Origin of the sequence: Shewanella sp. 10B (assembly GCF_023475885.1) — a bacterium.
In the GTDB taxonomy this organism is placed as follows: Bacteria; Pseudomonadota; Gammaproteobacteria; order Enterobacterales; family Shewanellaceae; genus Shewanella; species Shewanella mangrovisoli.
The window spans coordinates 850,241-864,035 of the sequence record NZ_JAMDJO010000002.1 but is presented as its reverse complement, the minus strand read 5'-3'; the positions used below and the strand labels follow the sequence as shown (position 1 = coordinate 864,035).

Annotated in this window: 11 protein-coding genes; 7 read left to right on the top strand and 4 right to left on the bottom strand. The window is 49.2% G+C overall.

The window, feature by feature from the left end:
- Positions 1-75 precede the first annotated feature (75 nt).
- The 5 genes from M0415_RS11355 (at position 76) to rraB (ending at position 4,311) form a co-directional block, all read left to right on the top strand.
- Positions 76-1,257, top strand: a complete 1,182-nt coding sequence (locus tag M0415_RS11355) for a porin family protein (protein WP_088211806.1) — start codon at positions 76-78, stop codon at positions 1,255-1,257.
- Positions 1,241-2,149 (top strand): metal ABC transporter solute-binding protein, Zn/Mn family, encoded by a 909-nt coding sequence (locus M0415_RS11350; RefSeq protein WP_249553568.1) that lies wholly within the window; start codon positions 1,241-1,243, stop codon positions 2,147-2,149. The genes M0415_RS11355 and M0415_RS11350 overlap by 17 nt, the downstream gene beginning before the upstream one ends.
- 4 nt (positions 2,150-2,153) lie before the next feature.
- A complete protein-coding gene (locus M0415_RS11345; RefSeq protein ID WP_249553570.1) occupies positions 2,154-2,933 on the top strand; it encodes a metal ABC transporter permease in 780 nt (259 codons plus the stop codon).
- A gap of 183 nt (positions 2,934-3,116) precedes the next feature.
- Positions 3,117-3,860, top strand: coding sequence for a 1-acylglycerol-3-phosphate O-acyltransferase (locus M0415_RS11340; RefSeq protein WP_041412535.1), 744 nt, complete (start codon positions 3,117-3,119; stop codon positions 3,858-3,860).
- 43 nt (positions 3,861-3,903) lie between these two features.
- Positions 3,904-4,311, top strand: a complete 408-nt coding sequence (gene rraB, locus M0415_RS11335; RefSeq protein WP_011621372.1) for a ribonuclease E inhibitor RraB — start codon at positions 3,904-3,906, stop codon at positions 4,309-4,311.
- A gap of 67 nt (positions 4,312-4,378) precedes the next feature.
- Here the strand turns inward: rraB and M0415_RS11330 are convergent, their stop codons facing one another.
- Positions 4,379-5,350, bottom strand: a complete 972-nt coding sequence (locus tag M0415_RS11330; RefSeq protein ID WP_088211801.1) for a GGDEF domain-containing protein — start codon at positions 5,348-5,350, stop codon at positions 4,379-4,381.
- 18 nt (positions 5,351-5,368) lie between these two features.
- Positions 5,369-6,364, bottom strand: coding sequence for a response regulator (locus M0415_RS11325; protein ID WP_249553572.1), 996 nt, complete (start codon positions 6,362-6,364; stop codon positions 5,369-5,371).
- 558 nt (positions 6,365-6,922) lie between these two features.
- Here M0415_RS11325 and M0415_RS11320 point away from each other — a divergent pair.
- Positions 6,923-7,729 carry a crotonase/enoyl-CoA hydratase family protein gene (locus tag M0415_RS11320; protein WP_249553574.1) on the top strand — a complete coding sequence of 269 codons (807 nt, stop codon included), beginning with the start codon at positions 6,923-6,925 and terminating at the stop codon, positions 7,727-7,729.
- A gap of 63 nt (positions 7,730-7,792) precedes the next feature.
- Here M0415_RS11320 and M0415_RS11315 read toward each other — a convergent pair whose 3' ends face one another.
- Together M0415_RS11315 and rapA are read right to left on the bottom strand one after the other, a co-directional pair.
- Positions 7,793-8,815 (bottom strand): DUF3530 family protein, encoded by a 1,023-nt coding sequence (locus M0415_RS11315; protein WP_249556573.1) that lies wholly within the window; start codon positions 8,813-8,815, stop codon positions 7,793-7,795.
- A 247-nt stretch (positions 8,816-9,062) separates the two neighbouring features.
- Positions 9,063-11,969: an RNA polymerase-associated protein RapA gene (gene rapA, locus M0415_RS11310; RefSeq protein ID WP_249553576.1), complete on the bottom strand. Its 2,907-nt coding sequence runs from the start codon at positions 11,967-11,969 to the stop codon at positions 9,063-9,065.
- A 402-nt stretch (positions 11,970-12,371) separates the two neighbouring features.
- Between rapA and M0415_RS11305 the strand changes: the two genes are divergently transcribed.
- Entirely contained in the window at positions 12,372-13,766 is a 1,395-nt protein-coding gene (locus M0415_RS11305; RefSeq protein WP_011627270.1) for a PhoH family protein, read from the top strand.
- Positions 13,767-13,795: the final 29 nt, after the last annotated feature.

The window sequence follows — 13,795 nt, the reverse complement described above, 5'->3', positions numbered from 1 at the left end:
TTTTACATTTTAACTTATTGTATTTCTTGGTGACTTTGCTCAGTCATCGAGTGCTAGTTGTATTTTGGAGATATCATGACTGTTTTGAACAACCGAATTTCTTTGGTGGCCTTGGCGTGCGCCTTCGTTTCGCCAGCACTGTTAGCGGAAGATTCGAGCCTTACCAACCCTGCGATTAGCGCAGTACTCAATGGCTACTACCAAACGGCCGAGCGCCCATTGGCTGAAACCGCCGAAGGCTTTGGCTTAGGTGAAACTGAGCTGGCGATGAGTGCCAATATCGACGACATGTTCTACGGCAAAGTGACCGCTGTTGTTGAGATGCACGATGGTGAAACTGAGCTCAATCTCGAAGAGGCTTTTATCCAAACCATGGCGATGCCAGCGGGCTTTTCAATCCGTGGCGGACGTTTCCTCTCGGATATCGGTTATTTAAATAACCAGCATTTACATACCGATTCATTCACCGATCGCCCAATTGCTTACCGCGCATTTTTCGGCGGCCATTACTTTGATGATGGTGTGCGCTTAAACTTTGTGGCGCCAACGGATCTGTATTGGACCATAGGTGCCGAAGCCTTTAAAGGCGAGAGCATGCGCGCCGCCGATGAACACGGTGAGCGTGAGTTTAAAAACGTAGGCGTGTACACCTTATACTCAAAAATCGGTGGCGACATTGGTGACAACAGCTCATGGCAAGCCGGATTAAGCTACCTTCGTAATGAAAATGGTCAAGTCACTGCCCATGAAGAGGGTGACGAGCACGAAGATGAAGCGGCCGAGGAAGGCCATGACCATAGCCACGCGGCATCTTACACAGGTAAAAACACCTATGGTGCTGATTTTGTGTATAAATGGGCGCCAAATGGCAACTATAAATACCAAAACCTGACCCTGAGCGGTGAGTATTACCGCGTGACTGACTTTGTGCCGAGCGACCTGCATCCTGAGGATGCGCCGAGCAAGGACTATCATCAAGGTTGGTATCTAAGCAGCGTGTATCAATTCACGCCAAGCTGGTCTGCAGGTGTGCGTTACGGCGAGGTGGATACCCAAGAGCTCCATGGCGATCATTTCCATGGACAGAAGTTAAAGGAATCTGAGGTGAGTCTGGCGTGGCATTCGAGCCATTTCTCGACGGTACGTTTCCAGTACACCAATCAGAAGGGAACTAACTTCGATGGAATCGAAGACGACAATGTTTTCACTATTCAATACATTATGTCTCTGGGGGCTCACGGTGCGCATCAATTCTAATTTTGTTAAAGCGGCCGCAGCGGCCCTGTCTATCGCTTGTTCAGGCTTTGCCCATGCTGAGCTTAATGTGTTTGCCTGTGAACCCGAGTATGCCGCACTGGCAAAAGAGCTGGCTCCAAATGCCAACATTTATTCGGCAACCACGGCCCTGCAGGATCCGCATCAAGTGCAGGCTCGTCCGAGTTTGATCGCTAAAATGCGCCAAGCGGATCTGGTGGTCTGTGCGGGCGCCGATTTAGAAATCGGTTGGTTGCCAATGCTGCAAATGAAGTCGGCTAACGCTAAGGTTCGCTCTACCGATCAGGGGCTGTTTTTCGCCGCAGATCAAATCGATACCTTAGATAAATTAGCGAGTGTGGACCGCAGCATCGGGGATGTGCATGCCAAGGGGAATCCGCATATTCACTTCGATCCCAATCGTTTGCTCACTGTCGCCAATGCACTGAGTGCCAAGATGAGTCAGCTGGATCCAAGTGAGGCGGCGAATTATCAAAAGGCCTTAGCGGACTTTAGTTCACGTTGGCAGGCGGCTATTCCTCGCTGGGAAGAGCAAGCCAAAGCGTTAAAAGGCAAAAAAGTCATCGCTTATCACACCAGTTTTAGATACTTGTTTAACTGGTTAGGCATAGAGCAAGTTGCTGATTTAGAGCCTAAACCCGGTTTGGCACCAACCAGCGGCCACTTGGCGAGTCTGCTCAGCCGCGCCGAGCAGAAGGATATTCTGGCGGTAGTTGTGGCTTCCTATCAGGATGAACGTGGTGCTAACTGGTTGGGCGAAAAGGCCAATCTGCCTGTGCTGATGTTGCCAATGTCGGTAGGGGGTAACGATGCCAGCCAAGATCTCTTTAGCCTCTACGACAATGCCATTTCCCTCTTAAACGGGGTGAAATAAGCTTATGTTGGATCTGGAACTGATGTCGATCCTGCTGCCAGCACTAGCTGCGGGGATCTTAGTGCTCTCAACGCATATTGTACTTGGTAAACAAGTGCTTAAGCGTGGGATCATCTTTATCGATTTAGCCATTGCGCAAGTCGCCGCGTTAGGGGCGATTGTGGCACATATGGACCACAGGTTAGAGAATATGCCATTTTCTAATGTGTGGATGCCAGCCTTATTCGCCCTTGCGGGGGCGGGATTTATCGCTTGGTTATCCAAGCGTATGGCGGGCGAGCTAGAGGCGATGATAGGTTGCTTTTACGTGTTGTCGGCGGTGGCGGCCATGCTATTGCTGGCGAACGATCCCCACGGGGCTGAGCTGTTGAAGCAATTGATGTCGGGCCAGATCCTTTGGGTGAGTTGGTCGCAATTAGTGTTGCCGACAGTGGTGTATGCGGCTGTGTTAGCGGTGATATTCTTGCGGCCACAAATCTTAAACGGTGCGGGATTCTATCTGCTATTTGCGCTGGTGATCACCTTGTCTGTAGAGCTGGTTGGGGTCTATTTAGTGTTTAGCACCCTCATTTTGCCAGCACTTGCGCTCAACAAATACCAAGGTAAAAACAGCCTATTTTACGCTTATCTGGTCGGCCTTATGGGTTACTTGCTGGGGCTGGTGCTCTCGGCAACGTTGGACTTACCGAGCGGCGCGGCAATTGTCGCGACTTTGGCCCTTAGTGCCTTGGTTTTCCGTTTAGGCTTAAGTAAAACCGCGGCAATGCGCCAGGTCGCAAACTAGGTTTTTAGCTTAGCGGTTTAAGCTTAGATATTGATTTAAAAGCCCATCGTCGTGCATGATTGCGCGAGTACCGATGGGCTTTTGTTTGGATTGTTAGCAACTCAGCTTACAGATGTAAACATTATATTGAGTCCCTAGGGCTGGGTGGCTATACTGTCGCCACTTTCATCCTTGGAGTATGTCGTGCTGTTACTCGTCAGATCTGTGTTGTTGGCTGTGTCATTGTTACTCGCGTTTATTTTTGGTGGTTTGGTCTGCTTGTTGCGACCCCGTCACCGTGACAATGTACATATGTTCGCCAAGATCTTCTCATCCGTCGCCCCTATTCTCGGGCTTAAAGTCATAGTGCGTCGGCATAAAGAGATTCAGGATGGCCCCTATATCTTTTTAGGGAACCATCAAAATAACTTCGACTTGTTCACTCATACTAAAGCCGTGCCGAAAAGCACTGTCAGCTTAGGCAAAAAGAGCTTAGTGTGGATCCCGCTATTTGGGCAGATCTACTGGTTATCGGGCAATATTCTGATCGATAGAAAAAATCGAAACAGCGCCTTCGATACCATGGCTAAAACTGCAGAAAAGATTAAGCAGAACCGTTTATCAGTGTGGATTTTCCCCGAGGGTACCCGCTCACGTGGCCGCGGCCTGCTGCCTTTTAAGGCTGGTGCTTTCCACACTGCGATTGCCGCAGGGGTACCTATAGTGCCAGTGCTCGCCTCTTGCCAGAGCCATATTAATTTAAACCGTTGGGATAATGGTGTGGTGATCATCGAGATGATGGCGCCTATTCCGACCGAAGGGTTAGACAAAGCCGATGTGAAGGCTTTTTCTGCCCAAGTGTATGAGACTATGTCGGCAAAATTTAACGAGATAAATCGTGAAGCGGCAACATTAATGGGTAAAACTCTCGAAGGCGATGACGTATAATAGCGCCAATTTGAGCCAGTTTTACCTTAACGGAGACAAATCCATGTCTATTGAAAGTCAATTAAAAGCCCAACTTGCCGAGAATCGTGACATAGTGCAAGCCCTGCTTGACGATGGCTCAGAGCCAGATGCGGAATACACCATTGAGCACCATTTCTCATCTAGCAACTTCGACCGCTTAGAAAAAGCTGCCGTTGATGCATTCAAACTCGGTTTTGAAGTCAACGACGCCGAAGAAATGGAGCTGGAAGATGGCTCAGTGATTTTCTGTTTTGATGCTATTGCTTACCACAAGTTGGAAGTGCCATTACTGGATAAAGCGACAGAGCAGTTACTGCAACTCGCGGCTAAGCAAAAAGTGGATTACGACGGTTGGGGCACTTACTTCGTTGGCGATGAAATCGACGATGAAGAAGGTGATGACGAAGAAGACGATGGTTTTCCGCACTAATTGCCGGAATTAAACGAATAATAAAAAGCCCATCTATGATGGGCTTTTTGCTTTACTAGGCAGAGGATTAGGCAGAGGTTTGCGCCGTATGTAGGATGCTGCAATTACGGCCTTTCTGTTTCGCCTCATATAAGGCTTTGTCTGAACAGGAAATCCAGCCAGAACTGCTAGTAATATGTTTGCCGATTTCGCACACGCCAAGGCTCACTGTGACTTTTATTTTCAGCCCTTCATACACAATAGTGGAGTCGGCAATTCTTTCCCGCAAACGCTCGGTAAAGTTGAGGGCATCGGCGCCACAGGTATTGGGCATGACCACCGCAAACTCCTCGCCACCATAACGGCCGACACAATCTGTCTCCCGCAGTGAATGGCTTAAGATATGGGCAATATGCTGAATAACCTTATCCCCAGCGACATGGCCATAGGTATCGTTGATATTTTTGAAATGGTCTATGTCTATCATGACCAGACTCGCCATCCCAGAATAACGGGCGTAGAGGTCAAATTCATGCTCTAAACATTGTTGCCAATGGCGACGATTATGCAGCTGTGTCAGGCCATCGGTTTGGCTGAGGCGTTCTAACTGCTCGTTGGCGGCCTTGAGCTGTAACTTGTTGACGGCGATGTCGGTGACATCATAAATAATCACGCTGATATGAGTGATTTTTCCGGTTAATGAGGCCAGAGGTAACAGCGTCACGTTCTGGTACATAAAATCGGCCCGTCCGGTAATCGGGCGGTAGTTTTTAAACTGAAACACGTAGGGTCTTTGTTCCCAGCTGATAAAGGCTCGATTTTTCAGCATAAAAACCGATTCCATCTTTTGCTTTAACCAAGTCGCTGGTAGCTCAGGGAAACGGGTGAACAGGTTCTGCCCTTTAATCGAATTAGGGGATACGCCGCTATGGTTCTCCATAAAGCCATTCCACAGTTGGATATTATAATCGCGATCTAATACCACTAGACCCACTTCGATGGTTTGCACCATATCGATAAGCCAATGGAGTTCGTTCATTGCGCTTTGATCGTTTGACATAAGGTAAAATCCAACTGATTAATCGAGTAAATAACCGAGCTTATAACTGAGCGTCGGAATAGAGTCTTCGGTAAATAGCAGTAACAAATCGCATTGAACATTATGGTTTTCAATACGATAGTTAATCTCCATTGCTAAGGTTCTGTGCCATTTTTCCGAGTTATCATGGATAAGATCGTTCACCGTACAGTGGCGGCCTAGCACTACAGGGTGAGCCTGGCTGAACTTCATATCGAGCTGCTCTGAGATCCCGTTCAGGAAGGCACCAATCAACACGTTGCCTGTGTCGATCAACACTTCTATCTCAGTGCTGATGTCCTCGGGATTGGCCAGCCCCATGAGTTTTGCCATGTCTTGAAAGCTAGAATCGTGGAATAACAGCAGGGCTTCTCCCGCCACGCCTGCGCCAATAAATCCTTGGCAGAGGGCTGATACTGTTGAGCTTTCTTCTGTCGCTTTGAGCGCCATCGTCAGCTCGCTGACTTCGAGTACGTTCACATTTGGGATAGGCAAGAGGACAAAAACATCGAGGAGCTTGGCTAGCAGATCGGCGGCGCGCCCCATGGCGACGTTGGCGATCTCTTGGCAGGCATCACGCATATCGACTTTGATCATCGGCGTGTCTTCCGCCTGCTCTTTCTGCGTTAAGGTGAGGATGCCGTATTCCTGCAGGATATTACTGATGGCGTCGGCACTGACGGGCTTTTGAATAAAATCCAATGCGCCTAAGGCTTTAACCCTTTCATGGGCTTTGATCTGAATATCTCCCGAGACCACAATAATCAGCGCGGGGAGATCGTTTTGCTGCACGGTCTGCAGCACTTCGTAACCATCCATGACTGGCATATTGAGATCGAGGAAGACGACTTCGCCTTTACCTGCGCGAATCGCATCTAAGCCTTCGGCACCATTGGTGGCGTAGGTGATCTCGACATCCCATTCTTTTGGTAGGGTACGAGCCATTTGCTTGCGCGCCATGGCGGAATCGTCACAGATGAGTACAGAGATTGTCATGCTGACTACAGATCCTTATTTGCCCATTTATTGAAGATAACACTAATTCTTAATCTTTGAATGACGAATTAAGCTCTTCGGGCAAGTTTGATTTATATCATCTATATGTAACCTATAGATTTTATTTACTAATTCCATCTGTTTACCCAATTAACCCTAAGCGTTAAGGGTAAAAGACCTTGGATAATCCAATCGAATTTCGTTTATCTATCGCAAACAGAATGTATGTTTTTGCGAGTATTTATACGCTTAATTCACCCAAAGGATGGCTACAGTCGGTTTGACACATCTGTAGATAAGAGCCGCTTCAATGCGATTGATGTTCAGAGATGAATACTTATAAGTAGGTGCAAATTGCATCCATGATTGAACATAAAGGGTTCACACTTCTGAAGTTATTAGGCTTCAACCTGAGCCTAGCATAATCACTCACTAATACTTAATGACAGCTGACAATATTTTGACTCATGTCAAAAATTAGCCTTATGTTACATCCTTTGGTGAATTATTCCAAACGTGTTAACATTTGTTCTGGCCTGACCAGTAACGGAATATTTCATGAGTGAGCCTTGTGTGCAAGTAACGATTGAGAATGGCATTGCTTATGTCCAGCTCAATCGACCAGAAAAATATAATGCAATTAATTATTTAATGTTTAGCGAGTTGGATAAAGCGATCAAACGTATTAAATCAAATTCGCGTATTCGATTGGTGATTTTATCTGGAGCCGGAGGTCATTTTAGCTCGGGGCTGGACGTAAAGAGTGTGATGTCGGCACCGATGCAGGCATTTAAATTGCTGTTTAAATGGTTGCCAGGCAATGCCAACTTAGCGCAGAGAGTCTCCCTTGGCTGGCAGCGTTTACCCGTGCCAGTAATTGCGGTGTTAGAAGGCTGCTGCTATGGCGGCGGCATGCAAATCGCCTTAGGTGCGGATGTTAGAATTGCGAGCCCAGACAGCAAGTTATCTATTATGGAAGCCAAATGGGGGCTAGTGCCGGATATGGCGGGCTTAGTGGCGCTCAGGCAAATCATGCCCAAGGATCAGGCAATGTTACTCAGTCTGACGGCCAAAGTGTTGTCGGGCGAAGAGGCTAGTCGCTTAGGGCTAGTGACTCAGCTAAGTGATAATCCCATGTTAAGCGCGCAGCAATTGGCTCAGGAGCTTCTCAATACCTCCCCCGATGCCGCAGCGGCGATTAAGTTGAGCATCAACCGCAGTTGGACGGCGTCGATTCGTGCACTGCTATGCCGTGAGTCGTGGAGCCAAGTGAGACTGTTACTCGGGAAAAATCGCGCGATTGCGGCGACTCGTCAGCTAAAGGAGCCCAATAAAGCCTATCAAGATCGCCAATCGGGTTGGTAGTGACATCATTCTATCTAGATAACGCATAACAACGGATTGCTTAAGCTTTAGAAAGACTTGACCTCAATTGGCGCCGCTCATACGGGCGGCGAATCCCCTAATGGCGCTTAAACAATTCTGCCATGCACTCTCGTTATCCAGATTTAATGCCAATGTCGTTTGCCGATAATTCGGCGCTTCTAACGTCACGGCGAGGCTTTTGCGTTGCTCTGCCGTTTCTAACGATGCGGGGTGACCATCGGGTGATTGAATATCGAGTATCGGCATAGTGAGCTTCGCCAGTTTCTCGGCGATGGCTTGGTTACGCGCCTCATCTTCGCTGTAGGGATTGATGACGATTAATACATCTGGATCGGCAATTTTCTTTTGGCTTAATAGGCTTATCAATAATCCCGCACTTTGATCTGCGGTGATCAACACTCGTTTACCGGGGAAGTCGGTGCCAACGCTGTCGAGCTGTGACATGCTTTTGACTAAAAAGTCTTCCTGCTCAAGCAGATGCTTATTGCTCTGCTCGGGTTTTACTTTTTGGCTCGGTTTATTCGAAGGGCTGCTTAACTGCGCCGAACCTGCGGAGGTCACTTCGGTCGCCGGGGTGGCAAAGTTGGGGGCGGGCGGCTCTGTGGGCGGGGTAAGGCTTAAACTGGCCCAGCCGGCCGCATTGATATTACGTCTGACAAAGGCCATTAATCCGGGCGCATCGGCGGTGCCATTGGTGGCGGGTAAAATAATCGCGGCGCCGAGTTTTTTGCGGCCTTCCCATGAACGGACTAAGAGTTCGAGCGGCTGATCATCTATGGTGATCTGCTTAATTTCATTGGCGGGTAAATAGTTGCTCGTTCTTTTCGCCGCAGCTTGCCCCTTGGGCGCTGTGCTAGGCTGGCTCGTCTCGGCGTTCTGGGGAGTCGTCTCTGGCGCCTGAGTAGTAGATTCTGGCGTCTGCGGGCTGGATTCAGGTGCCTGAGTACTTGTTTCAGGTGCCTGAGTATTGGGGTCTGGCGCTTGAGTGCTGGGATCGGCGGCGAATAAGCTCGCACTGGCGAGAGCTAAGGCTAGGCCCAATACCGAGGAGATAATACGCGCCATAGAATTGATAACCACCTGTGTAGTCTCATAAATTCAATTAGCTAGAGTATAACCTGAAGCGGCGTAGCAGAAGCAATTTTTGCTTGAGGTCGTGACGGCTACCGCGCATAGCAGCGCCCTAGATCCAGTCCATAGCCATACTTATTGTAAAGTCGGAAAGAGAAAATAAAAGCGCCCAGCATTTGCTGGGCGTTTGCATATTCGCTTAAGCGAACCTGAGGAGGTTCTTGCTTACCGTTATTACGGATTAGACGTGGCTCACCAATACCATACGGATCGCATCGAGCTGTAGCTGACTCGCGTCGAGGTAAGTGCTCAGTTCCTGCATTTGATTACGCAGGTACTCTAACTCTTCCTCACGGATATTCGGGTTAACCGCTTTCAAGGATTCTAAACGGTCTAATTCGCCGGTCAGTTGGCTGGTCATTTTCTCACGCGCCTGCGCCACTAACTCGTTCACCGCGGCTTGGGCATATTCTTCACCCTTAGCAAATAACGGATGCAGAATCGGTTGTGAAGCTGTGACTAACTTGCTGCCAATATGGCGGTTAACCGCGCTTAACTGTTTGTCAAAGCTGGTGTAATCCACCTTAGCTGACAAATCGTTACCGTTTTTATCCAGCAGTACGCGAATAGGCGTTGGTGGCAGATAACGATATAACTGGCTCGATTTAGGCGCCGAGGCATCCGCCATATAAATCAGTTCTAAGAACAGGGTGCCTGCGGGTAAGGCTTTGTTTTTCAAAATCGCGACGCTCGTCGTGCCAGTGTCAGAGCCGGTGATCAGATCTAAGCCTGTTTGTACTAACGGATGTTCTTGAGTGATCAGGGCGATATCATCACGGGACAGCGCGGTATCACGGTCGAAGGTGACCGTTACGCCATCCTCATGCAGGCCCGGATAGGTTGGGAACATCATGTGTTCGCTTGGGCGCAGAATGATAGAGTTTTCACCTTTATCTTCTTGATCGACACCGATAATGTCCCACAAGCGGATCACCGAACCAATCAGCTTAGTGTCCTGATCGCTTTGGGCTAAACGTTCGACAATCGCCTTGGCCTTATCGCCGCCGTGGGAGTTGATTTCAAGCAGCTTATCGCGGCCTTGCTCCATAGCGTGTTTCAGTTCTTTGTAACGGCTCTGAGTGTGGTTGAGCAGATTGGTTAACTCATCTTCATCCCCGCCGACGAGAACGTTTAACAGATCTTCGGCAAATTCACTGTACAGCACATGGCCACTTGGACAGGTCAGCTCGAAGGCATTCAGGCCTTGATGATACCAGTTGAGCAGACGCTCCTGCGCCGTATCTTGCAGATAAGGCAGGTGAATTTGGATATCGTTCTTTTGACCAATACGGTCTAAACGGCCGATACGTTGTTCTAATAAATCTGGGTTTAATGGCAGATCGAACAGCACTAAGTGGCTGGCGAACTGGAAGTTACGTCCTTCGGAGCCGATTTCTGAACAGATTAGCGCCTGAGCGCCGCCTTCTTCCTGGGCGAAGTAGGCTCCCGCCTTGTCGCGCTCGATGATCGACATGCCTTCGTGGAAGACTGTGGCTTGGATGCCTTCACGGGTACGCAGGGCTTCTTCTAAGCTCAGGGCGGTATCGGCGCCGCTGGCGATGATCAGCACTTTCTTGCTGCGGTGCGATTTTAAGAACTCGATTAACCAATCCACGCGAGGATCGAATTTCCACCAACTGGCGCTGTTATCTTCAAATTCTTGGTAGAGCTTTTCAGGGCTTAGGGCTTGTGCTGCTTTTGCTTCTAAGGTCTTACGGCCACCCATCATCTCATTCACACGGGCAGCAGTGAGATACTGCTCAGGCATTGCATGGGGATAGGCGTTGAAAATACGTTTCGGGAAGCCTTTTACCGAGGCGCGGCTGTTGCGATAAAGCACGCGGCCAGTGCCGTGGCGATCGAGCAATTCTTGCAGCAACTCGCTGCGGGCCGCTTGTTGCAGTTCGCTGTCGATATCTTCGGCTTGAATTAACCGAATGCTCGGCGCTATGTCTTTCTCGCTGAGTAATTCGGTGAGGCTGTTGATGGCGGCATCGGATAATTTTCCGTCGCCCGCTAAGGCTTCGGCGGCAACGGCGACATCTTTGTAGCTGTTTTCTTCGGCGAGGAAGGCATCGTAGTCGTAGAAACGATCTGGGTCGAGCAAACGCAGGCGCGCAAAGTGGCTCTCATGGCCGAGTTGGTCCGGCGTTGCGGTCAGCAATAATACCCCTGGCACCACTTCGCTCAATGCTTCAACCACTTGGTAGGCACGGCTCGGGGCTTCTTCGGTCCACTCTAAGTGGTGGGCTTCGTCGACGACCAGCAGATCCCAATCGGCATCGAGTGCTTGGTCGAGACGTTTCTTTTTACGCAGTAATTCGAGGGAACAAATCACTAACTGCTCGGTGTAGAAAGGGTTGTCATGATCGGCAAAGGCTTCAACACAACGGTCTTCATCAAATACCGAGAAGCGCAGGTTAAAGCGGCGCAGCATTTCCACTAACCACTGATGGCGCAGGGTATCCGGCACAATGATCAGCACCCGCTCGGCGCGGCCTGTGAGCAGTTGTTGATGGATAATCAGACCCGCTTCGATGGTTTTACCTAAACCCACTTCGTCGGCCAGCAATACACGCGGCGCATAACGGCGACCCACTTCATGGGCAATCCACATCTGGTGGGGGATAAGACCGACGCGTGGACCCTGTAAGCCGAGTAAATCTGAGGTCGCCAATTGATGACGCAGTAACTGGCATTGATAACGAATGCCGAAACGGTCGAGGCGGTCAATCTGACCGGCAAACAGGCGATCCTGCGGTTTGTTAAAGCGAATATTGTGGTTTAACAGAGTCTCACGCAGGCTGGCTTTTTCGCCCGTTTCGCTGTGGATACCGTGGTAGACGACGAGGCCGTCTTTTTCGGTGAGTTCTTCAACCGCGAGGCTCCAGCCTTCATGGCTTTCAACCGTATCGCCAGGGTTGTATATGACACGGGTCAGGGGGGCTTCGTTGCGCGAGAACATGCGGTTCTCACCAGTCGCAGGGAATAACACTGTGACCATACGGCCTTCAACTTGTACGACTGTTCCTAAACCAAGCTCTGACTCGGTATCACTTATCCAACGTTGTCCTAAGGCAAACGGCATCTTAAATTCTCATCTCTGGGCGGACTCTAACAAAGGGCGCGTATGTTATATCAATACTAGGGATATTTGAATCGCCCTCTCACCCGTTAGAGCCTAATTCCCCATACACTAGATTACAAATTGAACAGTGAAGAAAATTCTCTATAGTCGTTCGATGATTTGTCATGCTACTGTCATATCGAGGGACCTACACTGCCCTCGAGTCACCGACTTAAACACAGGTTCGTTCGGTTGGCATTCAGAGAGAATGGTGCCAATATTAGTTTAAGCCGCTAGCCGTCTTTATTAAGTAGAGGCTTGAACTTTAAGATCATTCTTTAGCTCGCCAACTGACATAGGAGCCATATCCACTCACCGGGAAAGAGATGTAGCATAAAAACAATCGAGCACTCTGGAGGCGCCATGGAACAAGACGACAGAAAGTTGTTTGTACTGGATACCAATGTGTTACTACATGAACCTTTGGCGATCTATTCGTTTAAAGAGCACGATGTGGTCATTCCGATGACAGTGCTAGAAGAGCTAGACCAGATTAAAGATCGAAAGAGTGACGTGAGTCGGGATGCTAGGGTCGCCATACGGGCGCTGGAAGATACCCTAGGCGGTGATACTACACCGGAACAAATCATTAATGGTGTCCCTTTACCGAGTCGAGAAGGGCATGCCGATGCGATAGGGGCGCTGTCTATTTTCCCTGACCATCTTGTCGATTTTACCCTAGGCGCCCTGCCGGGGGATGGCAACGATAACCGCATTATCAACACCGCTTTGCACCTGCAAAACCTCCACCATCCACGTACCGTGGTGTTAGTCACTAAAGATATCAATATGCGTCTTAAGGCCAAGGGCGCGGGCATTCAATTGGTTGAGGATTATCGAACCGACCAGCTGATCGATGATATTCGTTTCCTCAGCAAGGGCTTTTATCAATTCGAAGGAAATTTCTGGGAACACTTAAACAAAGTATCCACTGAGCGCCACGGTCGACATACGATTCACGAAGTCCCATTAAAAGATTTAGACAACGAACCCTTCTACATTAACCAGTATCTGATTGATACCGAATCTGATTTTTGTGGCCGCGTGACCGAGCGTAGCGATACCCATCTGCATATTTTAGATCTGGGCCGCGAGCGCTTAAAAAACCTCGAGGCTTGGGGAGTAAAACCTAAGAATGTTTACCAAGGTATGGCGTTGCAGGCGCTGCTCGATCCCGATATCGACCTGGTGATCTTAACCGGGCCCGCGGGTTGCGGTAAAACCTTGCTGGCAATGGCGGCGGCACTTGAGCTGGTGGTGGAGCGCAATCGCTACGATAAGGTGATTGTGACTCGTAATACGCCGGAAATCGCTGAGTCGATAGGTTTTTTACCCGGCACCGAAGAAGAGAAGATGATGCCATGGCTGGCGGCGATTACCGATACCTTAGAAGTGCTGCATAAGAATGATGTGAATCCCACAGGCAGTTTGAACTACATCATGGAGAAGGCGAATATCCAATTTAAGTCGATCAACTTTATGCGCGGCCGCTCGATCCAAAACTCCATCGTGCTCTTGGATGAATGTCAAAACCTGACGGCGTCGCAGATCAAAACCATGATCACTCGGATGGGTGAAGGCACAAAATTGATTTGTTGCGGTAACTTAGCGCAGATCGATTCGAATTATCTCACCGCAGTGACCTCGGGGTTAACCTACATAGTGGAACGTTTTAAAGACTTTGAAGGCAGCGCCAACCTGTACTTGAATGGGGTAGTGCGTTCACGCTTGGCCGAATACGCCGAAGAACATCTCTAACTATTTACTTTATTGTTACAAAAGGTCTC